Origin of the sequence: Treponema socranskii subsp. socranskii VPI DR56BR1116 = ATCC 35536, from assembly GCF_000468115.1 — a bacterium.
Classification (GTDB): domain Bacteria; phylum Spirochaetota; class Spirochaetia; order Treponematales; family Treponemataceae; genus Treponema_D; species Treponema_D socranskii.
Map to the genome: position 1 here is coordinate 1 of NZ_AVQI01000060.1, position 23,142 is coordinate 23,142.

The window sequence follows — 23,142 nt, forward strand, 5'->3', positions numbered from 1 at the left end:
CCCACAGTCCGTAGCGTGCAAGGGCGGCGGCGTTTACCGCCTCTTTTGCCGCAACTGAGGAAATCACGTCGCGCATTACAAAGAACACCATGATGTACGGCACAAAACCGACGAGGGCGCTCAAGCCGGAAAGCACAAGCGACAGCGACAAAAGCCCTCTGCTCTTTCCCGCATAGCTTAAAAGCCGCTTGATAGTCTGCTGCTTTGCGGGATTGCGTTCAGCCGTTTGCTGTGCCGGCTGTTCTTTTGCCGGATTTTCCGCCGGCCGGTTTTGTTTATTATTCATAGAGAAATCCCCCTACTTATCAATTACGCATTACCAATTATTCATTACCAATTATTAAGCCGACCACTGCTCGCTTTCCCGCTGCAGCCGATACATCTCCCGATAAATGCCGTTCTTTTCCATCAGCTCGGCGTGGGTACCGATTTCAGCAATCATACCATTGTTGAGTACGATAATCTTGTCGGCATTTTCGACGGTGCGGAGGCGGTGAGCGATGACGATAACGGTTTTGCCCTTTATAAGTGTGCCGATAGCATGTTGGATGAGCGTTTCGTTTTCGGGGTCGAGGGCGGCAGTTGCTTCGTCCAAGAGGATGATCGGCGCGTCTTTGAGGAGGGCGCGGGCGATGGAAAGCCGCTGGCGTTCTCCGCCCGAAAGGGTATAGCCGTTTTCGCCGATTTCCGTGTCATAGCCTTGCGGCAGTTTTTCGATAAACGAATCGCACTGTGCGGCTTTTGCGGCGGCAAGCACTTGTTCTTTTGTCGCGTTTCGGTTGCCGATTAAAATATTGTTGTATACCGTATCGTTAAAAAGCACGACGTCCTGAAACACAATCGAAAAGGCTGCGAGCAGGGTTTCCGGATCTACGGTGGAAACATCAACGCCGCCGACGCTCACCGTGCCCGATGAAGCGTCCCAAAAGCGAGCGGCCAAGCGTGCAATCGTGGACTTGCCGCAGCCCGAGTGCCCGACGAGGGCGGTAATTTCGCCCTGCTTTGCGGTAAAGTCGATCCCGCTTACCGTGTTTTCTTCGGTATCGCTGTCCGCATCTTTGCCGTTCGGTTCATTATATGAGAATGAAACATTATCGTAGCGGATGTCGTAACCGTTGGGCTTAAAACTTTCGCTTCCCGTCTGTTTGGGATAGTTGACAATCGCCTGTTTGCGTTCAACGGCAATCATCATTAAAAAGAATTCGCCGAGCATCATAAACACCGTCGTCAGCGGATCGAAAATACGGCAGGAAACGAGCAAAAAGACGATATACGTCAACAGTTCGATTCTTCCCTGTGCCAACAAGTACGCGCCGTATGAAATCACCAGCGGAAAGCCGAATCGGACAATCGCCGCCGAACCGAAAATAAACGCTCCGCCCACCGCTTCCGCTTTGAGCGTTACGTACGTTGACTCGGTAATATCGTCTTTGAGTTTTTGCACATACACCGCTTTTTTATCGGAAGATTTCAGCACTTTGATATTGTCGATCATCTGCTGAAAGGAATCGTAGATCAAATCTTTTCGCGCAAACACCTGCTTTGCTTTTTTATCCAGCACTGATCGGGCGGCGACGATGATAAAAAATCCTGCAAAGGCGAAGATAAAAAGCGCAATCGTCATCCGCCAATCCAAAAACGCCAACAGTGCGGCAGCAATCAAAATCGAAATGACGCCGCCGAACAGCTCCGGTACGGCGTGCGAAAGCGATTCTTCAATCAGAGTAACGTCGTTCAAAAGCGTCGAAGTCAAATACGACAAATCCCGCCTGCCGAAATACGACAGCGGGAGTTTCCGAAGCGATTCGGCAAGCGAAATACGTACGTTCGCCGCTTCTTCATACGCACCGTTGTACATTCTGCCGTACTTCAGCTTTTCGAGGATGAACAGTACAACAATAATCGCAAGAGCGGCTGCCGACACCGCCCATACATTCGGCACTTGAAAACCTTGTTGCATAATGCGCGCCAAAAAATAGCGCAGCACATACAGCGAAAGCCCCAATGGAACCATCAAAAACAAATTGATAATAGTACCGAACGTAATCGCCGAACGCAAGTTCCGCGTCCCCGCGTCAGACAACGCAAAAAATCTTTGCAGCATAATTTCTCCGTAAATTAGCTTTAGCTAACATAACACCGTTATAATACAGACCGCAAAGAAATTTGTCAAGGAAAAAAGCGGCGAAACGCTAAAGTTCTTAAAAACAAAACCGAAAATCGTATCAACCGTACGATGTCTGCTCGGGTACTCCTACAGGCAAATCGAAAACGGCGCACCGGGTCGCAAAAGCAATTACCCTTCCCACTTGGTAAGGCCCGAGCGCAGCAAGCGGAATTCGCGTTTGAGCAATATGAGGATGGGAAGCGCCGTCGTCAATTCAATCAAAAAGGTGCCGTAATACACGCCTGCAACTCCGGTAAAGATCGGCAAAACAAGCATGGCCGGGACGTATAACACAATTTGCTGCAAAATACCGATGATTGACGCGATGTGCCCCTTATTGATTACCGGAAAAAACGCAAGCGTCAAAAAGCTGAGCGGCATAACGGGCAGCAAGGCCATGTAGAGCCTGAAGTTCAACATATCGGATGCGCTCAACGAAGAATTTTTCATCATAATCGATACGGCGCCTTCGGGGAAAATAAGCAGGCACAACCAAAACGGTATAATGAGCGCAAGCGCCGTCGCTAAAAAGCATTTGAAGCCCTCGATAACCCGATCGGTTTTTGCCGCCCCGAAATTGATTCCGACAATCGGCGGCAGGGCAATCATAAGTCCCGAAAGCGGCTGCACGACAAAGCTGAAAAGGCGCGTAACGACGCCGTAAAACGCTATATCGGCTTCGCCGCCGTAGGCGTTCAGCACGTTTAAAACAAGCACACTTTGTACGCCCATCATAATCTGCATAATAAAAGCGGACAGTCCCATATCGGAAATTTTTGCGATAATATTTCTATCGAAACGGAATGCAAAGGTTTGCCGGAACAAACCGAATTCGCCGGCGAGCGGTTTGCGCAAAAAGTACGCAATGCTGATAAACGATTGCAGGGCCATGCCGATATTCGTTCCCAATGCAGCCCCGCGGATGCCCATGCCGAAAATCACCATCAAAACATAATTCGCGCATGCGTTGCACAAAAGACCGCACGCCATAATCAGCGCTCCGGTTTTCATCTTACCTTCCGAACGGATAAGCGCATTGGAAGCGATTGCGTAAATCCAAAACGGAGCGCCGTACAGCAAAGTCCGATAGTATGTTTCGCCGAGCGCCAAAGCTTCGCCGCGCCCTCCCATCAAAAAAACGATGCGGTGCGAAAATGCAAAACCGATGCACATCAAAAAGAGCGCGCTCATAAGCATGAGCGTATTCATATTACCCAAGAGTTTTTTTTGAATATCCTTATCGCCGGCCCCGATCGCAATGCTCAAAAGAGAGCCCGCACCCGTTCCGCACAAAAGGGCAAAGCCGATTAATACAAGCAGGGGCGGAAGAACTACGGAAATACCGGCGAGCGCTTTCGGCCCTACAAGGCGGCCTACAAAGATGCCGTCGAGCACATTGTTCGCGCCCAAAAGCGCCATAGCGACTACGGCCGGCCACGAAAAATCGAAGATAAGCTTCCACAAACCGTCATTTAAAATACGCTGTTTTTGTTTTTCATCGTTCATAATAACCCCTTGTGCAGTAAGGCGTAAAACGCAGGTTTTCATTTTCCGATGAGGCAATTATCGCACAGGATTTTGTACCAGCCGGCTTCGTAAAACTCGTCGAGCAGGGCAACATACTTGAGCGCGCCTTCGTAGGGAATGTCCAAACGGACGGTTTCGAACAGGCAGTTCCAAAAGCTTTTGTCGATTGCCGAATACAGGCGCAAATCTATGCCGGGACGCAGTACACCGCCGCAGTCTTTGAGCGACGATAAAGCGCGCACATCGGCTTTATACGTATCTTCCATCATGAGTGAAAAAAAATCGGCATAGCGGGTACCGGCCGAACCGCACACGAGCAGCTTTACCGCCCGATAATTTTCATATATAAAATCGATCGTTTTTTTGCGGCTTTCAAAACGGAAGGCGCGCCGCTTTTCTATGTCGGGCGGTATCGTAAAAAAAGTGTCGTACATTGCGCGGTGGTTCGCCAAAAGAGAATCGTACACGTCTTTTACAAGCGCGTCGAAAAGCGCTTCTTTATTTTTAAAATGAAAGTACAGAGAACCGGTCGTAAGGCCGGCAAGTTTCGCAACCTCCCGCATCGAACTTTTCGCCCAGCCCTTTTGCAAAAATTCGGAAGCGGCGCAGTGCAAAATACGCTCTTTGGAATTCGGCGCTTTTGTCTTTGCGTGTTTTGTCGATCGCTTCGATTGTACCGGCGATTTTATCTTTGTATGCTCCGATGCTTGTTCCGACTGTACCGGCGATTTCGAATGCGCTTTCGTTTTTCCGCTTTCGGATTTTGCTGCGTTTGCTTTCATATCGATCGTAAGCAACGCTAATGTGTTTTTATCGCTTTGTCAATGTTTTGCAGTTTGTGTTTGTATGCCGTTTGTATTTTCAGAAAATAAAAATATGATCAAACGGATCGGTGCGGATAAAAACGGAAGCTGGAGTATTACAGTGCCGTAATGTGAAGCGTACCGGTAAACTACGGCCGATAAGCGTCCGCGCTGCGATACGCCTACGCCGCCGTGGAGCCGTGCCGAAGGCAGCGACCGGAGCGGAGCGAGGACGCCGCGCGTGAGCAAGCGGCGGAAGGGCGGATGGCAAAAAGGTTTCGTCCGAAAACGACGTCTCCGAAACCTGCGCGCTTAGAGGTATTGTTTCATCGCTTCGCCTTCGACGCCGGCAAGCAGTTCGATGTAGGGTTTTGCGGGGCTTGCGTTTATCTTTTGCAGCAGCACTTCTTCGATTTGGAAAAAGCCGACTTCCGCCGACATATATATTTGAATGCGCACGGGTTTTTCGCTGCCTGCGCCGATTTCGACGCGTTCGATCGAGTTCGCCGAATACTTATGGATATCGCCGATCGTCGGAGCGTTGTCGAGCCCGAGGGGAATACGCGCTCTGCCCTTTGTCATATCGCAGCCGTCGGCGATGAGGATGATGCCGGCTTCGAGCGAATGGATTTTGTGCGTACCCATGTGGCCGACGATGCCTTCCATCGCGAGCGAGCGGACGGTTACGCGCCGCACGATGTTTTCGCCGCCGGGAATGAATTTGTTGAGCAGCCGTTCGATGACGGGGAGCGCGAGAAAAACGCTGTACAATTCGTGATCCTGCCGGCCGATCGACATACCGAAGTCGTGCAAAAACGAAGCGAATATAATGGCGGTCAAACTGTCGGCAAAAGTGCCCGCTTTTTCTTTTTGCAGGCTCAACTGTACGCCCGCTTTGTACAATATCTCCGTCATTTTGATCGCGTTGTGCGTAACCGTGCGCATGTGTACCGGCCCGTGATCGTTGTAGCCGAGCCGTACGATCGAAACGTTGTTGGCATAATTTTGCACCGCTTCGATTTCCTGGTCGCGCATGAGCGCTTTTGCGACGGTGAGCGGTAAACCGTCTTTTTCCGGCGTAAGCGCAATCAGCTTTTCAAGCGCGGATATGATTTTTTTATCGACCGAAATTTCTTTCGGAGATCGTTCGATTTTCATGTTTTGCTCCTATAAAAAGTGACGGTGATATTTCAGACGTCGTTTTTTATATTACTCCTGTGTGTATTGCGCTTTCCATTGTAAACGGAATGCGTAAAAACGTCATCAGAGGACAGGTTCGTATCTCCGATCAAATGCGGCGGCACAATAACGATGTGTTAATAATTATCGCACGGTAACCGCATTGACAGGGCGGTCGATTCTTTGTATTATTTTATTATCTTATCTCTCAATCCTTATATGGAGTTATTACATGGCAAAGACAAAACTCGTTTATTTTTTCGGTAACAAAAAAGCCGAGGGCAACGCCGATATGCGTGCCGAACTCGGAGGCAAAGGTGCAAACCTTGCCGAAATGACGAACATTGGTGTTCCGGTTCCGCCGGGATTTACCATTTCAACCGATGTGTGCAAGATGTATTACGATAATGACAGAAAATATCCGAAAGAGCTGTATTCCGACGTTTCGGCAAATCTTGTAAAACTCGAGCGCGCGTTCGGCAAAAAACTCGGCGCAGAGGACGATCCGCTGCTCGTTTCCGTCCGCTCGGGCGCTGCAATTTCTATGCCCGGTATGATGGACACGATCCTGAACCTCGGTCTCAACGACAAATCGGTGCTCGGCCTTGCAAAAAAAACGAACAATCCGCGCTTTGCGTGGGATGCGTACCGCCGCTTTATCCAGATGTTCGGTGACGTCGCGATGGGCGTTCCGCACGATGAATTCGAAAAAATCCTTTCGGAAGCGAAAGCGCGCGCGGGCAAAAAACTCGACAACGAACTCGATACGTCCGAACTTCAGGAAATCGTCGGAAAGTATAAAGCGTTGTACCAAAAGACGACGGGAACTGAATTTCCGCAGGATCCCGAAAAACAGATGTGGCACGCGATCAACGCGGTTTTCGGTTCGTGGATGAACGCACGCGCCATCAAGTACCGCGAACTCAACAATATTAAAGGCTTGAAGGGAACGGCCGTCACCGTTATGGCGATGGTGTTCGGCAATATGGGCAACGATTCCGGTACGGGTGTATGCTTCAGCCGCAGTCCTTCGACCGGTGAAAATAAATTCTTCGGCGAATATTTGATAAATGCGCAGGGCGAAGACGTCGTCGCCGGCATCCGTACGCCTGAGGAAATCAGTCAGCTGAAAAAAGACAATCCGAAAATATACGACGAACTCATCAAAATCCGCAACAATCTCGAAAAGCACTATCACGATATGCAGGACATGGAATTCACCGTTCAGCAGGGCAAGCTTTATATGCTCCAGTGCCGCAACGGCAAACGTACCGGTCCTGCGGCGGTCAAAATGGCCGTCGATATGGTCGGCGAAAAACTCATTACGAAAGAAGAGGCGATTCTCCGCGTCGATGCGGAGCAGATCGACCAGCTGCTCCACCCGATGATCGATAAAGATGCCGCAAAGCGCTCCGGCGTCATCGCGAGCGGTTTGAACGCTTCTCCGGGAGCCGGCTGCGGTCAAATCGTATTTACGGCAGACGAAGCGGAAAAGCTTGCAAAAGAAGGCAAAAAAGTGCTCCTCGTTCGCAAAGAGACGAGTCCGGACGATATCGCCGGTATGGCGGCCGCTCAGGGTATCCTCACTGCAACGGGCGGACGCACGTCGCATGCGGCTGTCGTTGCACGCCAGATGGGTAAGCCCTGCGTTTCGGGTGTCGAAGCGATTCAGTTTTCCGCAGGCGGCATTACCGTTAACGGTAAATCGTACCGGCAGGGCGATTGGCTTACGATCGACGGTTCGACGGGCAACGTATACGCCGGACAGATTCCGACAAAAGAACCGCAGATCACCGGAGACTTCGGCACCTTTATGAAGTGGTGCGATGAAATCCGTAACGGATCCGTCCGCAAAGTCGGTAAGTCGACGATCAAAGGTTTCGGAGTGCGCGCAAATGCCGACCAGCCGGATCAGGCGCAGGCTGCGTTCAACTTCGGTGCGGAAGGTGTCGGACTGTGCCGTACGGAACACATGTTCTTTGATCCTGCAAAGCTCGTATACTTCCAGGCGATGATCGCGTCCGATACGACTGCTGCGCGCGAAAAAGCGCTTGCAAAGATTATGCCGTTGCAGAAAAAAGATTTTTCCGGCATCTTCGATGCGATGAAGGGCAGACCTGTCATCATCCGCTTCCTCGATCCGCCGCTCCACGAATTTATTCCGAAAGACGAAGAGGGAACGCGCAAAGTGCAGCAAGTGCTGAAAGAAGAAGGTATCGACGTTTCGGTTGAAACGCTCACCGCGCGCTTCAACTCCTTGAAAGAGTTTAACCCGATGCTCGGCCACCGCGGCTGCCGCCTCACGATCACCTATCCCGAAATCTACAAAATGCAGACGGAAGCGGTTACGCTTGCAGCGATCGAATGCAAAAAGCGCGGCGTCCCCGTCCGCCCGATGATTATGATTCCGATCGTGTGCGAACCGACAGAGCTTGCGACGATCCGCAAAGAATGTGAAGAAGTCATCGCGAAAATCGAAAAAGAGAGCGGCATGAAAGTCGCAATCGAAATCGGTACGATGATCGAAGTTCCGCGCGCCGCGCTCCTTTCCGGAGAGATTGCGAAGGTTGCGGATTTCTACAGCTTCGGTTCGAACGATTTGACGCAGTTGACTTTCGGCTTCAGCCGCGACGATGCGGGCAAATTCCTCGACGCGTACTACCACCGCAACATCCTCGACGACGATCCGTTTAAGACGCTCGACGAAAAGGGTGTCGGCAAACTCATGGATATGGCGGTTGCGGCTGCGCGCGAAGTCAAACCTGAAATGCACCTCGGTATCTGCGGTGAACACGGAGGCGATCCTGCGACGATCGACTTCTGCTACCGCGTCGGTCTCGATTACGTTTCGTGCTCGCCCTATCGCGTACCGATCGCACGTCTTTCGGCGGCGCAAGCGGTTATCCGTGCGGTAAAAGCGAAAAAGACCGCCGCAAAAAAAACGGCTGCGAAAAAAGCTCCGGCAAAAAAAATCGCCGCAAAAACGGTAAAAAAAGCCGCGCAGAAAAAAGCCGTCGGAAAAACGACAGCGAAAGCTTCAGCAAAGAAAGCGGCCGGCAAAAAGCCCGTTGCAAAAAAAGCCGCCGCGAAAAAACCGGTTGCAAAAAAAACCGCGAAAAAAGCAAAAAAATAATGTAAGCGGTTCTGTTTGACAGCGAAAACCGTCCGGTAAAACGTGAGAGCGAAATACCGGGCGGTTTTTTTATGCAGCGGTTGCAGTGCAATTGCTGATTTTAAAATCGAACGGAAGTATGCGGAAGGACACGCGGCAATATCGATTCTTCTATCGTACCGTTTCAGTCTGTTTTCGGATATTGACAATCATTTACTTTTTGCTTTCTTACGATATTTCAGGCAACAAAATTACATATTTTTGCAACATTTACATCTGTTTTTTTCGGTAAATGCGATTTATGCTGAATATGGAATGTATATGAGAAATACTGCAAGTTTTAAAAACGAACCGTATTCGCGCCTTCGACGAGCAAAAAATATTTTTCGCGATTGGTTTATGAATCCGTATAATTTGCTTGTCATCGCATCGATCATCGTGTTATTGTTTTTCGTCGTCGTCCCGCTTTTGGAGATGGTGTTTACGTCTTTTCAAGTCGATGTGAAAGACGTATCCCGTATAAAAAAATCCGCTGCAGGGGATTGGACATTATACTATTGGAAACGGTTGTTAAACAGCGTTATTTCAAAAAATATGCTGTACCGGCCGCTCTGCCATTCGCTCTTAATTGCGTGTTTTGTTTCTTTTTTTAGTATCGTTATCGGAGGTATCCTTGCATGGCTTCTTGTCAGAAGCGATTTGCCTTTTAAACGTTTTTTTTCGCTCGCCGTTATCGTTCCGTATATGATCCCTTCATGGTGCGAATCGATGGCCTGGATTTCCGTTTTCAAAACGCCAAATCTGGGAGGCAGTCCCGGATTCTTTTCTTTCTTAGGCATCGTTCCTCCGGATTGGCTTGCATACGGGCCGGTTCCGATTATCTTTGTTTTGACAGTACACTACTATGCATATGCGTATTTGCTTATCGCCGCCTCGTTAAAATCGATCAATTCCGAACTCGAAGAAATGGGACAAATGCTCGGCGCATCTAAAATCCTTATTCTAAAGAAAATTACGTTTCCTTTAGTTATGCCGTCTCTTTTGTCGTCGTTTATCCTCATCTTTTCAAAGGCGATGGGAACCTTTGCCGTTCCGGCATACCTCGGTTTAAAAGTCAGCTATTATACGATTTCAACGATGCTGTATTCCGCGATTAAACAGCAACAAACTGCAACGGCGTACAGCATTTCATTGATTTTGATAGGGATTGCGGCAGTCATCATTTATATTAATCAAGTTATTATCGGCAAACGCAAGTCTTATGCGACGATCGGAGGAAAGGGAAATCGAAGCAACGTGATTCCGCTAAACCGCTCTAAAATACCCGTTACTGTTATCGTTATGTTGTTTTTAATTGCCGGCGTTATCCTTCCGATTATGATTTTGTTGTTTCAAAGCGTTATGCTGAAGCTCGGTAATTTCGGTTTTTCGAATTTGACGCTGCATTATTGGTTTGGAAAGGCCGATCCGAATATTTATTACGGTACGCCGGGAATTCTCCGTAATCCCGTATTTTATTCAGTGCTTTGGAATTCTCTCAAATTGGTTATCGTTGCGTCGATTCTTGCAACGTTTTTAGGACAGCTTGTCGGATATGTGATTTCACGCGGACGGCATACGCGGAGCGGACGCCTTACGGAGCAGCTGGCGTTTATTCCCTACCTTATTCCGTCTATCGCGTTCGGCGCAATGTATCTTTCCGTGTTTTCGGTTGAACGCTCTGTTATGTTGTTCGGGCACAAAGTGACGTTATTTCCCGCGCTGTACGGGACGTTTACGCTGCTCGTCATCGTAACGATTATTAAAAATTTACCGTTTTCGAGTCGGGCGGGATCCGCAAATATGATGCAGATCAGTACGGAGCTTGAAGAGGCCGGAAAAATAAAAGGAGCCGGCTTTGCCGCTCGTATGATGAGAATCGTTTTTCCGCTTTCCAAAAACGGATTTATAAGCGGCTTTTTTTTAATATTCGTAGCGGTTATGAAAGAGCTTGATCTAATCGTTTTGCTCGTTTCGCCGAAAACGCAAACCCTGCCGTACCTTACGTATTACTATATGTCGGGAGGAATGGAGCAGCATGCGAATGCGTCGGCGGTACTTATGTTTTTAATCGTATTTTTGTCGTATTGGGCGGCAAATAAAATTTTCGGTGCGGATATAACGTCGAGTTTTTGATTGCGGAGTTATCGTATGAGCAGAATAGAATTAAAGAATATCAATAAGTATTACGGAAAACAGCATATCTTAAAAAATATTAATCTTGTTGCCGGGGACGGTGATTTTTTGACGCTTCTCGGTCCGTCCGGCTGCGGAAAAACGACAACGCTTCGTGTTGTCGCCGGTTTGGAAAAGCCGGAAACGGGGACGATTTATCTTGACGAAAAGCAGATCGTAAATGCGCAGGAGCGGTTTTACGAAGAACCGGGAAAACGCGGTATGGATTTGGTTTTCCAATCGTATGCATTGTGGCCGCACATGAATGTTTTTAATAATGTTGCATTCGGTCTGTCGGTAAAAAAACTGCCATCGCCGGAAATCGCCGAAAAGGTTAAAGCCGCATTAAAACGGATGCGAATCGAAGAATATGCGAAACGGTATCCATCCGAGCTTTCCGGCGGACAGCAGCAGCGCGTTGCGATTGCGCGCGCAATCGTATCCGATTCGAAAGTGCTTCTTCTGGATGAACCGCTTTCCAATCTCGATGCAAAGCTTCGAGTCGATATGCGTTCGGAAATAAAGCGGCTGCATCATGATTTAGGAACAACGATTTTATACGTTACACACGATCAGGTGGAAGCGCTTACGATGTCGACCCGTATCGCCATCTTCTTTTCCGGGGAACTTGAACAGGTGGCGACTCCTATGGAATTGTATCAAAACCCGATTTCTCTCAGGGTTGCGGATTTTATCGGCAATCCTAAGATCAATATCATTCATGCACACGCGACAAAAGAAAACAATGCATTGCGCATTTCGTCCGATCTCGGAACTTTTGTCGCCTCGCCCGATTTATTGACTGACGATGTGCCGGATGCCGATACGTTCGATTGTTTTTTAGGAATTCGTCCGGAAAAAATCAAAATCCTTGCAGCACCGGCAGCCGGCAGCATTACCGCGTCGGTGTACAGCGTTCAGCCGGCAGGTTCGGAAACCATCGTAAATCTGAAAATAAACGATACGAATATTTTAGTAAAAGATTTGGATATAAAAAATTATAAAACGGATCAAGATGTGCAGATTACTTTTGATACTGCAAAAGTAAACGTCTTTGCAAAAGACAGCGGCCGGTTGATAAAGAGGGTTGTCGGAGATTGAAAAGGTATCCGACAAGCCGTTTAAATACTTATGGAGGTTGATATGAAAAGATGTATCGGTATGTTTGCTGCCGTAGCGCTTTGTTCGTCGACGGCATTTTTCGCTCTCGGAAGCAAAGAGCAGGTAAGCGCTTCATCGAATTGGGCTCGGGAAGTCGGACTCGATAAAACGGAAACCGTTGCCGAATTATACGAAAAAGCGAAAAAAGAGGGTGAAGTCAACGTATACGGGTGTACCGGCCGCATTGAGAATGTGAAAAAAGCATTTGAAGCCGAGTATCCCGGCGTAAAAGTAAACTTTTACGATTTGGGTATAAACGAAATGCTCGAGAAATTTTTCCGCGAATATAAAGCAGGAATCTATACGGCTGATGTTCTCCAGCTGAAAGAACAGACGGGAAGCATTAAACGGGATTATATCGATACCGGTCTTTTGCATAATTATCAACCGACCGATATTTTTTCAGGCGTCAGACAGGAATATTTGGTTGTAACACCTTTTGTCATCGAACTCGATTGGTGGAGTTATAATACGGATATTTATAAGGATCTTCCGATCTCTTCTTGGTGGGATTTAACAAAGCCGGAATGGAAAGGAAAATTCGTCTTACTTGATCCGAGCGGAGAACCCGATCTGCCGGTATTGTTTGCATGTATGGTACAACATGCAGACGAGATGGCGGCCGATTACCAGCGCGTATTCGGAAAGAAAATTGTTCTCGCGTCCGACGAACCGAATGCGGGTTATGCTTGGATTAAACGGATTGCGAAAAATAATCCGATCCTTGAAACTTCAAACAGCAATATCGTAAAAGATGTCGGCGGTGCTCCGAATATGAAAGAAGCACCGCTCGGTTACGGCGTTTCGTCCAAACTTCGCGAACGCGACATCCAGGGTTTTAGACTTGGCGTCAATCCGAACAAATTTAAAACTCCTACGACGGCCATAAGTTTTATGATCGCTCAAGTTGCCGATAAAGCGCAGCATCCGAATGCAGCGAAATTATTTATCCGTTATATCTGCGGTGAAAAAAATCATGACGGAAAAGGACTGCAGCCGTTTCTCACTGCCGGCTCATATCCCGTCTTTCCGGATGCTAAAATCACGGCAAAAATGCCGAGCTACGACAGTATTCCGAAGTTTCCGCTCGATTTCGATTTTTATTATGATCATTTTCAAGATGTCAGCGACTACTGGATTTCCGTTCAGCCGTAATATATAATAATTTTTACCGAATAACCGGGAGAATTGTTTTCCCGGTTATAAATGACAAAGGCACTCAATATGGAACTTATCGAAAAAGAGCTTTCTTCTGAAGAGTTGTACAAAAGCGCATCGTATTCCTTTCGCGTCGATTCGGTTCGTTTACCTAACGGAAAAACGGGAACGCGCGAAGTGGTAAAACATCCGGGGGGTGTTGCGGTTTTAGCGATCGACGACGGTAAAGTCGCACTTGTCCGGCAATACCGATACGCTATCGATCGCCTTACGACGGAAATTCCCGCCGGTAAACTCGATAAAATTCCCGGAGAAAAGCCTGTCGATGCGGCGCGCCGCGAATTACGGGAAGAAACGGGCTGTATTGCGGATTCTATGGAATATCTGGGCATGATGTATCCGTCGCCGGGAATTATTACGGAAACGCTTTATATCTTTTATGCACAGGGACTTCAAAAAACGCGGCAGGAGTTGGATGACGACGAATTTCTCAACGTCGAATGGCTTCCGGTCGATACGCTGCTCAAACAAATCGGCGACGGAGAGATAAACGATTGCAAAGCGATTTGCGCTTGCATGTTTGCGCACCTCAAAGGCCTATTGTGAAATTTTCAGTAAAATTTTTATATGCATGTTGTCTTGGATTATTGTTTTTTATCATAGAAGGATTATCGGTATATTTGCTTACCGATTTTCTGCATAGTCTTTTTTCCGTTTTACCGAATTTCTTTGAAAATGCATTGGAAGCCTTTATCGTTGCGGCTGCTGCCCTTGCCGGCTGTACTCCGTTTTTCTTTTTTATTAAAAATAAAATTTTGATTCCGTATGCATTTGCAGCGGATGCCGGCCTATCGATTTTTTGCATAGTCGCTGCTATGTTCAGCGGAGATGCGAAACTGCCGATTGTGCATTTTTTGCTTTCAACGGTAGGAATATTTTCTTTGCTTGGCAATCTGTATGCATGGCCATTGTATTTTTTTATAATGCGTAACCGAAATCATGATGTATAGAGAATATAAAAATTCTTTTAAAAATCAATTCAGAAGTATGAGTTCGCTGATCGTGTATAGGACGGGACGACAGCAGTGCCCCAAAAATTTTCATCGCGGTTGGGAAGTGCGTCCGTTTTATTTACTCCATTACGTTATCAAAGGCAAAGGCACCTATTTTATTGAAGATAGAAAATTTCAAGTAACGCAGGGACAGGCGTTTTTAATTTATCCGGGAATGAAAATCGATTATAAAGCCGATCGGGAACAACCGTGGGAATATTGTTGGGTCGGATTTAACGGACCTGACGCACAAATGCTCATTGATTCAACGATGTTCACGATTGAAAATCCCGTCGTCACTTTTTCCGACATAAAGATAAAAAGATTGATTCTTGACATATACCGTTGTCGCGGCAGTCAAAACTATAAACTTATATTGATGATTGCACGGTTATATACGCTTATCGCATATCTTATCGAGATTGCGCAGAAAGATTTTCCGAGTTCGCAGATGGATTATCAATATGTTCATGCGGCGATATCGCTCATTAAAGAACAATACACGCAAGCGAATTTGTCGATACAAGACATCGCTCAACAAGTTAATATAAGTCGGAGTAAATTATATCGGGCATTTATGGAGATTGCCGGAATTTCGCCCATTCAATATTTGGCGGAGCAACGGATCAGTGCAGCTTGTGCTCTGTTGGCACGAACGGATATACCGATCAAAAAGATAGCAGCAAAAGTAGGATTCAAGGACAGTTTATATTTTTCGAAAGTTTTTAAAAAAAAGATGCAGCGGACTCCGCGACAATATAGGAAAGAGCCTGTCTCTCCTACCGTGTTTTTGAAAACGGTATATTGATTTTTTTAACAGTTATGTAAACACTTCACGCAAAAATTTCCGACATGATCGAAACACAGCAATTTTCCGCTGTTATTATCTTTAAAATCTTGCTATACTTTTTCCATGTTTCAATTATTGCTCGCCATCATTTATACCGCCTTTATCAGTCTCGGTTTGCCGGATGCGCTGCTCGGATCCGCATGGCCGGTTATGTACCGCGAATTCGGAGTGAAGGTTTCTTATGCCGGTATCATTTCGATGATCATAGCTTTGGGAACCGTCGTTTCGAGTTTGCAGAGCGATCGATTGACGAAAAAATTCGGAACCGGACGAGTGACCGCCGCGAGCGTTGCGCTGACCGCGTTCGCGCTTTTCGGCTTTTCGCTCTCGCATTCGTTTTATGCGCTCGTTTTTTTGGCCCTTCCGTACGGACTCGGTGCGGGCAGCGTGGATGCGTCGCTGAATAATTACGTCGCGCTTCATTATAAAAGCCGCCATATGAGCTGGCTGCACTGTATGTGGGGAGTAGGAGCGGCCGCCGGTCCCCACGTTATGGGTTTTATGCTTGCGCACGGGAACACGTGGAATGCGGGTTATCGCACGATTGCGGTACTGCAAACTGCACTCACGGCGCTTCTCGTTTTCAGTTTACCGCTTTGGAGGCGAAACGATAAAAACGATGCAGTCGAACGGATATCCGGAGCAGCGCAAGCTTCCGTATCCGATATACGCCCATCCGTGCCGAAGACGACGGATCCTTCCGCATTCGATTCGGCAAATACCCGTCCGCTTTCGCTTAAAGAAATTATTAATTTACCCGGCGCAAAAGCGGTGATGCTTTCATTCTTTTGTTATTCCGCGGTGGAACAGACAAGCGGCCTTTGGGCCGCAAGCTACGCGGTTTTGTACAACGGTGTTTCGACGGACATCGCGGCGCGCTATGCAAGTCTCGTCTACCTCGGCATTACCGTCGGCCGAGCGCTCGGCGGTTTTCTTTCGATGTATTTGAGCGACACGCAGATGGTGCGAACGGGCGAAATCGTTATCCTTGCCGGAGTGATATTGCTCTTTGTGCCGTTCGGAAATGCGTTTACACTTTCGGGTTTCGCGCTTATAGGGCTCGGCTGTGCGCCCGTTTTTCCGAGCCTCATCCATGCAACGCCGCATCATTTCGGGGCAAATAAATCGCAGGCGGTTATCGGTGTACAAATGGCAAGCGCGTATATCGGCACTTGCTCGCTGCCGCCGCTCTTCGGTTTTATCGCGAACAGATTCGGCATCTCTCTTTTGCCGGTATACGTGCTGTTCTTTTGCGCTCTCATGATCGCTTCTCACGAGCGGCTCATACGGCTGACAGAGCGGCGGCCTGAATAGGTTGTGTGAAAATCAGCTTAATAATTTATTCGTGCGGAGGGTTTAATATCCCGGCGCTCTAGGCCGTATAAAGCTGTGCTTTCGGCGAAAAGCCGTCCGTTCAGCCGGCAAAATCCTGTACGCACATAAAATTATATATTTTGTGCGGGCCGCAGCCGATACCGACGTGCGTATAAGCACGGCTCAAAATAGTTTTCCGGTGTTCGCGTCCCGGCACTTTATCGTCTTCCAAAAGTTGGATGACGATTTTTCTTGCATCGTTGTAACCGTAGGAGATGTTTTCACTCCAAGTATGAGGATACAAGCCCTGTTTATGGATTCGTTCTCCTGTATTCCCGTGTCCGACCCCGCCGCCCGGTCCTTGTACGTTAACCCATTCTTTTGCCGCAAGCGTTAGTTTTTTGCTGGGTTGCAGCGCTTTTAGTGCTTTCGTATTTTTCATTTCAATGATGCATTCTTTCATAGCTTCGCTTGCATTTCCGTTTTCGACGTACGGAACCAAATATTTTTCCGCATATTCTTTCGGATTCGTACGTGCTTTGTTGATTTCGTCAAGCACATCGTTTTCCAGTTTGGCAAAATAAGCGGCATTGGGATCTTCTGCCATATTCCCGCACGATACCGATATCACCGCAAGCAGCAAAGCGGCCGCGGACATTTTAATAATTTTTACGATATGTTTCGTTTTCGGATTTTTCATATGTATACCTCCATGTGTTTTATTTTTTTATTTTCGCGGCGATCATCGCACCGCATGCGAGTACGAATAAAAGCGCAAGATAGATGACGACGATGTATGCCGCCGCGTCGGGCGCAATAAAGAACATGATACCCGTTGCGATAGTGAGAACCCCGAGCGCGAGCGATGCGCTTCCCGCAGCTTTTCCGAGCCGCTTTTTGTCGCCGAGGGACGCGAGGTATTTTTTCGAAAGCATATAGGCTCCGGTTACGGTAAACGCCGCTCCCGCTCCGATAAAGAGCACGAAGAACACAAGCAGTTTCGTGTGTGATACAATCATACTGTTACTATATAGTATTTTCAGCTGAGACGCCATATCGGACGGAATTTACACATACTCTTTGAGCACGCTTTGGAATATTGCAAGCCCTGCGTCCATCTCTTCGTCCGTGATCGTAAGCGGCGGCAAAAAACGGATCACGTTTGCACCCGCCGTCGATACGCACAATCCTTTTTCAAGGCAGCGCTTTTCCACATCGAAGGGTTTTATCGTTCCCGCAATTTCCGTGCCGATCATGAGGCCGAGCCCGCGCACGTCGGTGACGATCGGAATCTTCCAGCCGGAAATACTGTTTCTGATATAATCGCCTTTCCGATTTACGTCGTCCAAAAATCCGGGAGCGGAAAGCGTTTTGAGCACGACGCGGCCTGCGCTGCACGCAAGCGGATTTCCCGCAAAGGTCGATTGATGGTCGCCTGCGGAAAATACTTTGTCGGCTTTACCGCGGAAAAGACAGGCTCCCATCGGAATGCCGCCTGCGATTCCCTTTGCAAGCGTGACGACGTCGGGACAAAAGCCGAGCCGTTCGCTTGCCAAAAGCGTACCGCATCTTCCCATGCCGGTTTGCACTTCGTCGGCCATAACGATCGCTCCCGCTTTGCGCGCGGCATCGGATGTTGCACACACCCATTCGGCATCGACGAGGTTTACGCCGCCTTCGCCCTGCACGCATTCTATGAGCAGCGCGGCTGTCGTATCGTCGAACGCCGTTTCGACCGCGCTCCGATCGTTCGCTTTGATTGTTTTAAAATCGGCGACATAGGGAGCAAAATACGGCGGATGAAATTTTTTCTGTCCCGTCGCAGTAAGCGTCGCAAGCGTTCTGCCGTGAAACGATTGTTCGAGCGTATAGATCGTGCGGCGCTTTTCCCCGCCGTTCATATAGCCGTATTTCCGCGCAAGCTTGATCGCAGCTTCGTTCGCTTCCGCGCCGCTGTTGCCGAAAAAGCCTCCGGAAAATCCCGTCGCCGAAAGCAGTTCGTCCGCAAATGCGACACCCGCATCCGACAGATAATAATTCGAAATATGAATTTCACGCGCAGCCTGTTTTTGCACGGCTTCGACGAGCGGCGCGTAGTTGTGCCCGAGAGAGTTTACGCCGATGCCTGCGATAAAGTCGATATACCGCTTTCCTTCCGCGTCGAAGAGAACCGCCCCTTCGCCTTTTACAAAAACGACGTCAAAGCTTCCGTAATTATTAACAATTTTTTTCTCCATAATCCGCTCCTCAATTTACTATTATCAATAAATCATTGTGCCGATGCCGCGGTCGCTGAACATTTCGATGAGGAGCGAATGCGGCACCCGTCCGTCGATGATGTGCGTCCGTTTTACTCCTCCCGCGAGCGCCGTTATGCAGCACTCCACTTTCGGGATCATGCCGCCGGCGACGATGCCGTCATTTACGAGAGACTCGACTTCCGCCCTCGATACGCGGGCGATGAGGGAAGACGAGTCGCCGGTGTCGCGCAAAATGCAGGGCACGTTCGTAAGCTGTACGAATTTTTCCGCATGCAGCGCAACGGCGATTTTGGCGGCGGCGGTATCCGCGTTGATATTGTATCGATTCGTGTCCCCGTCTTCTCCGACTGCGACGGTCGAAATAACGGGGATAAATCCTTGAGACAAAAGGGAAGCGACGATGTCGGGACGCACTTCCGTCACTTCGCCCGTATAGCCGTAATCGATTTTATCATTGTTGATTTTTTTTGCGCGGATCAAACCGCCGTCAACGCCGCTCAAACCGACGGCTTTACCGCCTTCGCGCAGCAGCATACCGACGATCTCTTTATTGAGTTTTCCGGACAGAACCATTTCGACGATTTCCATCGTGTCGGCATCGGTACAGCGCAAGCCGTCGACAAATTTGCTTTCTTTTCCGACACGGTCGAGCATTTTGTTGATTTCGGGACCGCCGCCGTGTACGAGTACGACGTGTACGCCGATCGTATTGAGCAGCACAAGGTCTTTCATAACCGCCGATTTCAGTTCGTCGTTGAGCATCGCGTTGCCGCCGTACTTTACGACGACGACTTTGCCGACCCACTTTTTAAAATACGGCATCGCCTGCACAAGCACATCCGCCCAGTGTGCATTGTCGAGCGGGCGGTCGCGATTTTCACCGTACTGTCGTTCATCTGTCAAATCGATTGCCGTATCGGTCGTCATAGCTTCCTCTCTTTCGCCCGCGTGCGCACCGTCGGGTGCACCGCACTTTCGTTTGCGGCGTTTGAACTGTACCGCTCATGTCCGATAATCGCCGTTTATTTTAACATAATCGTAAGTTAAGTCGCATCCCCACGCGCGGCCTTCGGCTTTTCCGTCCTGCAGTTTGACGAGGATTTCGACTTCTTTTTCGCCGAGTATTTTTTTTGCGAGCGCTTCGTCGAAGTTTAAGGGAACGCCGTTTTCAAATACGGCGATCTTTCGGCTGCCCCCCGCTTCGCTGCCCGCCGCATCACATTCGCGCGGATCCGACGAGGATTTTGCGCCGGGCGCACTCGAAAAATATACCGACGTTTTTTCCGCCGTAAATTCCGCGCCCGAATAGCCGAGCGCGCACAAAACCCGCCCCCAATTCGCATCGCGGCCGAACATCGCGGCTTTTACGAGATTCGATGAAATCACGCTCTTTGCGAGCGTGCGCGCCGTATCGACATCTTTTGCGCCCGTAACCGTGCATTCGATGAGCCGGCTCGCCCCTTCGCCGTCGGCTGCAATCTTTTTTGCCATAACCGTGTTCAGTGCGGTGAGCGCCGAAAAAAATACATCGTAATCGCCGCCCTCCCGCTCGATCGGAACGTTGCCCGCCATGCCGTTTGCCAAAATCGCGAGCGTGTCGTTCGTACTCGTGTCTCCGTCGACGGACACGCAATTATACGTCGCGCGTGCGCTTTCGAAAAGCGCTTTACGGAGCATCGCTTGAGAGACGGCGCAGTCGGTCGTGATAAAGCCGAGCATCGTTCCCATATTGATGTGAATCATGCCGCTGCCTTTACACATGGCGCCGATCGTCACCGTTTTTCCGCCGAGCGTAAATTGTACGGCGCATTCTTTATACTGCGTGTCGGTCGTCATAATCGCTTCGCGCGCCTTTTCATGATTTTTTTTCGAAAGACCGTTTTTCAGCTCATCGATTTTCGCTTCGATTTTTTCGACGGGAAGCTGCCTGCCGATAACGCCGGTCGAACACACGATCACGTCGCGAGACTCTATGCCGAGCGCATTTGCGGCGGCTGAAGCCATGCGCCGCGCGGCTTTCGCACCCTGATCGCCCGTGCACGCATTCGCGTTTCCGCTGTTTGCGATCACCGCCTGCGAAAATCCCGAAGCGATATGTTCTTTTGTTAATTTTACACATTCGGCCTGCACGCGGTTTTGCGTAAAAACGGCGGCGGCAGTGCAGCGCGTTTCGGAAAAGATAAGCGCCGTATCGGGAGTTTTGCGGCTCGCTTTTATGCCGCACAAAACGCCGTTTGCCGTAAAGCCCTGCGGAGCGGTCACTCCGCCGTCGACAAAACGCATATCGTTCGGTTGGTCTGATTGCATATTTATACACTCCTAGTACATAAATATACAATCAGTATAGCACCGCGCAGCGATTAGAGCAAGCGTTTTTTTATACGTTTTATTGGATGAATGTGCGAAATTTATTCGTGCGGAGGCTTTAATACCCCGGCGCTTTGTGTCGTAATAAAGGGTATTAAAGCCGACTGCAACCACCTTATGAGAACAACATACCCCGATGCTCTGCGTCGGGGTATGTTGATTCAACGGCCTTTTGTGCCGCAAGCTGCGCGTGAATTTTCGCGGTATCGAAAACGGGAATATCCGAATCTTCCTGCGAAATAAGCAAGCCTATTTCGGTGCAGCCGAGGATAACGGCTTCGGCTCCGCGCGATTTCAAATCGGCTATGATACGGAGATACTCTTTTTTCGATTTTTCGGAAACGATGCCGAGACACAGTTCATCGTAGATGACCGCATTGACCCGCTCGATTTGCGCCGGCTCGGGAACAAGCACGTCCAAGCCTTTTTCAGCGATGCGGTCTTTATAAAAATCCTGCGTAAGGGTGTATTTCGTGCCGAGAAGGCCGACACGTTTTATTTCGTTTCGAATCAGCTCTTCCGCCGTCGCGTCGGCGATATGCAAAATCGGAACGGAAATACGCGCTTGGATCGCGGGAACCGTTTTGTGCATCGTATTGGTACAGATGACAATAAAATCCGCGCCCGCTTTTTCAAGCACCGCGGCGGCGTCGGAAAGTATTCGACCGCTTTTTTCCCAATCCCCGTTCGCCTGACACGCTTCGATTTCCGCAAAATCGACACTATACATGACGATTTTTGCCGAATGGAAGCCTCCGAGTTTTTCTTTGACGGTTTCGTTGATTATGCGGTAATACGTTACCGTACTTTCCCAACTCATTCCGCCCAATAATCCGATCGTTTTCATTGTATCTCCCGCAGCGATTTTATTAATAGAATGTGTGCCCGACCAAACAATGCGGCACTCTTATGGAAACCGCATAATAAAATATCACGATAACGAGTACGTGTCCATCGACAAGTTTTACGACAGAGTACGTAAAAACGAGTACCGGCGAAGAATGCCGGAAAGCGCACTTGCGGGCAAGGGAAAACACATTATGCGTTGTGAAAAATTATTAAAAAATATGTTTATTGTACGCGATCCGCCTACGCCCGCGTGGAGCACCGCGAAGCGTCCGCGCTCGCGCGCGGATGAGGGCTACCGAAGTGCGGAAGGCGGGTTCTTCCGATACGCGCCGTCCGAAAAAAGAATGTATTTATCATAATCAACAACCCCGACGCGGCATGTGAGATAACCCTCCGCACGAATAAAAAAAGCGCCGGCACACCTTTCGGTAAGCGGCGCCTTAATTTTTACATAGCGTTCTTTACATACAATTTTTTATTAAAGTTTTTTGTGGCAAAACCAAAAGTCGTAGCCGTCGTATTCGGAAAGGCGCTTGTCGGCTTCGGCTTTGCTTCCCGGCGGCGGAATGATGACGCTGTCGCCGATCAAACCGTTTTCAGGCCAATCGGCGGGCATCGCGACGCCGTTCGCATCGGAAATCTGGAGCACTTTGACGGCGCGCAAAACTTCTTTCATATTGCGGCCGACTTCCTGCGGATAATAGAGGACGAGGCGCACTTTGCCGTTGGGATCGCCGATAAAGACCGCGCGCACGGTGTTCGTGCCTTTCCCGGGATGCAGAAGTCCGAGTTTATTCGCAACCGTATCGTTCGCCGCGATGACGGGGAAGGTGATTTCGATTCCGAGTTTTTCTTTGATCCATTCGATCCACTTCAAATGGCTTTGCAGCTGATCGATTGAAAGGCCGATCAATTTGACACCGAGCTTTTCAAACTCGGGAACGAGCTTTTGAAACGCGGCAAATTCGGTCGTGCAGACCGGCGTAAAATCGGCGGGGTGGCTGAACAGCACAAACCAGCTGCCTTTCAAATCGCCGGGAATATTCATTTTGCCCAGCGTCGTCGTTACGCTCAATTCGGGAAAATCATCGCCCAAGAGGGGCATGTGCATTGTCGTTTGTTCCATAA

Annotated in this window: 19 protein-coding genes and 1 pseudogene; 7 read left to right on the forward strand and 13 right to left on the reverse strand. The window is 49.0% G+C overall.

Going from position 1 to position 23,142, the window contains the following annotated elements; translation table 11 throughout:
* The 5 genes and pseudogenes from HMPREF0860_RS08080 to HMPREF0860_RS08105 all read right to left on the reverse strand — a co-directional run.
* Nucleotides 1-286, reverse strand: a pseudogene (locus tag HMPREF0860_RS08080) (ABC transporter ATP-binding protein); the annotation flags it as partial.
* 54 nt (nucleotides 287-340) lie between these two features.
* Entirely contained in the window at nucleotides 341-2,104 is a 1,764-nt protein-coding gene (locus tag HMPREF0860_RS08085; RefSeq protein WP_021331648.1) for an ABC transporter ATP-binding protein, read from the reverse strand.
* Nucleotides 2,105-2,296: 192 nt separating this feature from the next.
* Nucleotides 2,297-3,673, reverse strand: coding sequence for an MATE family efflux transporter (locus HMPREF0860_RS08090; protein WP_038082357.1), 1,377 nt, complete (start codon nucleotides 3,671-3,673; stop codon nucleotides 2,297-2,299).
* A gap of 38 nt (nucleotides 3,674-3,711) precedes the next feature.
* Nucleotides 3,712-4,476, reverse strand: coding sequence for a TetR/AcrR family transcriptional regulator (locus HMPREF0860_RS08095; protein ID WP_038081978.1), 765 nt, complete (start codon nucleotides 4,474-4,476; stop codon nucleotides 3,712-3,714).
* 333 nt (nucleotides 4,477-4,809) lie between these two features.
* The gene (locus tag HMPREF0860_RS08105) at nucleotides 4,810-5,655 is read right to left on the reverse strand and encodes a hypothetical protein (protein WP_016521270.1); all 846 of its coding nucleotides are present in this window, start codon (nucleotides 5,653-5,655) and stop codon (nucleotides 4,810-4,812) included.
* Nucleotides 5,656-5,908: 253 nt separating this feature from the next.
* On the opposite strand from HMPREF0860_RS08105, the gene ppdK reads away from it, so the two are divergent.
* The 5 genes from ppdK (at nucleotide 5,909) to HMPREF0860_RS08130 (ending at nucleotide 13,927) form a co-directional block, all read left to right on the forward strand.
* Nucleotides 5,909-8,809, forward strand: a complete 2,901-nt coding sequence (gene ppdK, locus HMPREF0860_RS08110; protein WP_021331651.1) for a pyruvate, phosphate dikinase — start codon at nucleotides 5,909-5,911, stop codon at nucleotides 8,807-8,809.
* Between the two features lie 300 nt (nucleotides 8,810-9,109).
* Complete coding sequence (locus HMPREF0860_RS08115) at nucleotides 9,110-10,963, forward strand: ABC transporter permease (RefSeq protein WP_038081990.1); 1,854 nt, start codon at nucleotides 9,110-9,112, stop codon at nucleotides 10,961-10,963.
* A 15-nt stretch (nucleotides 10,964-10,978) separates the two neighbouring features.
* The gene (locus HMPREF0860_RS08120; protein ID WP_021331658.1) at nucleotides 10,979-12,103 is read left to right on the forward strand and encodes an ABC transporter ATP-binding protein; all 1,125 of its coding nucleotides are present in this window, start codon (nucleotides 10,979-10,981) and stop codon (nucleotides 12,101-12,103) included.
* 42 nt (nucleotides 12,104-12,145) lie between these two features.
* A complete protein-coding gene (locus tag HMPREF0860_RS08125; RefSeq protein WP_021331660.1) occupies nucleotides 12,146-13,318 on the forward strand; it encodes an ABC transporter substrate-binding protein in 1,173 nt (390 codons plus the stop codon).
* Nucleotides 13,319-13,387: 69 nt separating this feature from the next.
* A complete protein-coding gene (locus HMPREF0860_RS08130) occupies nucleotides 13,388-13,927 on the forward strand; it encodes an NUDIX hydrolase (RefSeq protein ID WP_021495667.1) in 540 nt (179 codons plus the stop codon).
* Here HMPREF0860_RS08130 and HMPREF0860_RS13820 read toward each other — a convergent pair.
* On the reverse strand, nucleotides 13,911-14,186 hold the full coding sequence (locus tag HMPREF0860_RS13820; RefSeq protein WP_156002247.1) for a hypothetical protein: 276 nt from the start codon (nucleotides 14,184-14,186) through the stop codon (nucleotides 13,911-13,913). The genes HMPREF0860_RS08130 and HMPREF0860_RS13820 overlap by 17 nt on opposite strands.
* A gap of 134 nt (nucleotides 14,187-14,320) precedes the next feature.
* Here HMPREF0860_RS13820 and HMPREF0860_RS08140 point away from each other — a divergent pair, with 134 nt between their 5' ends.
* Complete coding sequence (locus HMPREF0860_RS08140; RefSeq protein ID WP_081670827.1) at nucleotides 14,321-15,181, forward strand: AraC family transcriptional regulator; 861 nt, start codon at nucleotides 14,321-14,323, stop codon at nucleotides 15,179-15,181.
* Between the two features lie 105 nt (nucleotides 15,182-15,286).
* Nucleotides 15,287-16,537: an MFS transporter gene (locus HMPREF0860_RS08145; RefSeq protein WP_021331652.1), complete on the forward strand. Its 1,251-nt coding sequence runs from the start codon at nucleotides 15,287-15,289 to the stop codon at nucleotides 16,535-16,537.
* Between the two features lie 100 nt (nucleotides 16,538-16,637).
* Here HMPREF0860_RS08145 and HMPREF0860_RS13305 read toward each other — a convergent pair whose 3' ends face one another.
* From HMPREF0860_RS13305 to HMPREF0860_RS08185, 7 genes are all read right to left on the reverse strand, one after another.
* Nucleotides 16,638-17,237, reverse strand: coding sequence for a CAP domain-containing protein (locus HMPREF0860_RS13305; protein ID WP_021331661.1), 600 nt, complete (start codon nucleotides 17,235-17,237; stop codon nucleotides 16,638-16,640).
* 19 nt (nucleotides 17,238-17,256) lie between these two features.
* Nucleotides 17,257-17,556: a hypothetical protein gene (locus tag HMPREF0860_RS08155; protein ID WP_038081983.1), complete on the reverse strand. Its 300-nt coding sequence runs from the start codon at nucleotides 17,554-17,556 to the stop codon at nucleotides 17,257-17,259.
* A 48-nt stretch (nucleotides 17,557-17,604) separates the two neighbouring features.
* Nucleotides 17,605-18,774, reverse strand: a complete 1,170-nt coding sequence (locus HMPREF0860_RS08160; RefSeq protein WP_021331649.1) for an aspartate aminotransferase family protein — start codon at nucleotides 18,772-18,774, stop codon at nucleotides 17,605-17,607.
* 24 nt (nucleotides 18,775-18,798) lie between these two features.
* Nucleotides 18,799-19,725, reverse strand: coding sequence for an acetylglutamate kinase (gene argB / locus HMPREF0860_RS08165; RefSeq protein WP_021495669.1), 927 nt, complete (start codon nucleotides 19,723-19,725; stop codon nucleotides 18,799-18,801).
* Between the two features lie 75 nt (nucleotides 19,726-19,800).
* Complete coding sequence (argJ, locus tag HMPREF0860_RS08170) at nucleotides 19,801-21,105, reverse strand: bifunctional glutamate N-acetyltransferase/amino-acid acetyltransferase ArgJ (RefSeq protein ID WP_021331644.1); 1,305 nt, start codon at nucleotides 21,103-21,105, stop codon at nucleotides 19,801-19,803.
* Between the two features lie 175 nt (nucleotides 21,106-21,280).
* Nucleotides 21,281-22,012, reverse strand: a complete 732-nt coding sequence (locus tag HMPREF0860_RS08175) for an aspartate/glutamate racemase family protein (protein WP_021331656.1) — start codon at nucleotides 22,010-22,012, stop codon at nucleotides 21,281-21,283.
* Between the two features lie 480 nt (nucleotides 22,013-22,492).
* Nucleotides 22,493-23,140, reverse strand: coding sequence for a peroxiredoxin (locus HMPREF0860_RS08185; protein WP_021331552.1), 648 nt, complete (start codon nucleotides 23,138-23,140; stop codon nucleotides 22,493-22,495).
* Nucleotides 23,141-23,142 lie beyond the last annotated feature (2 nt).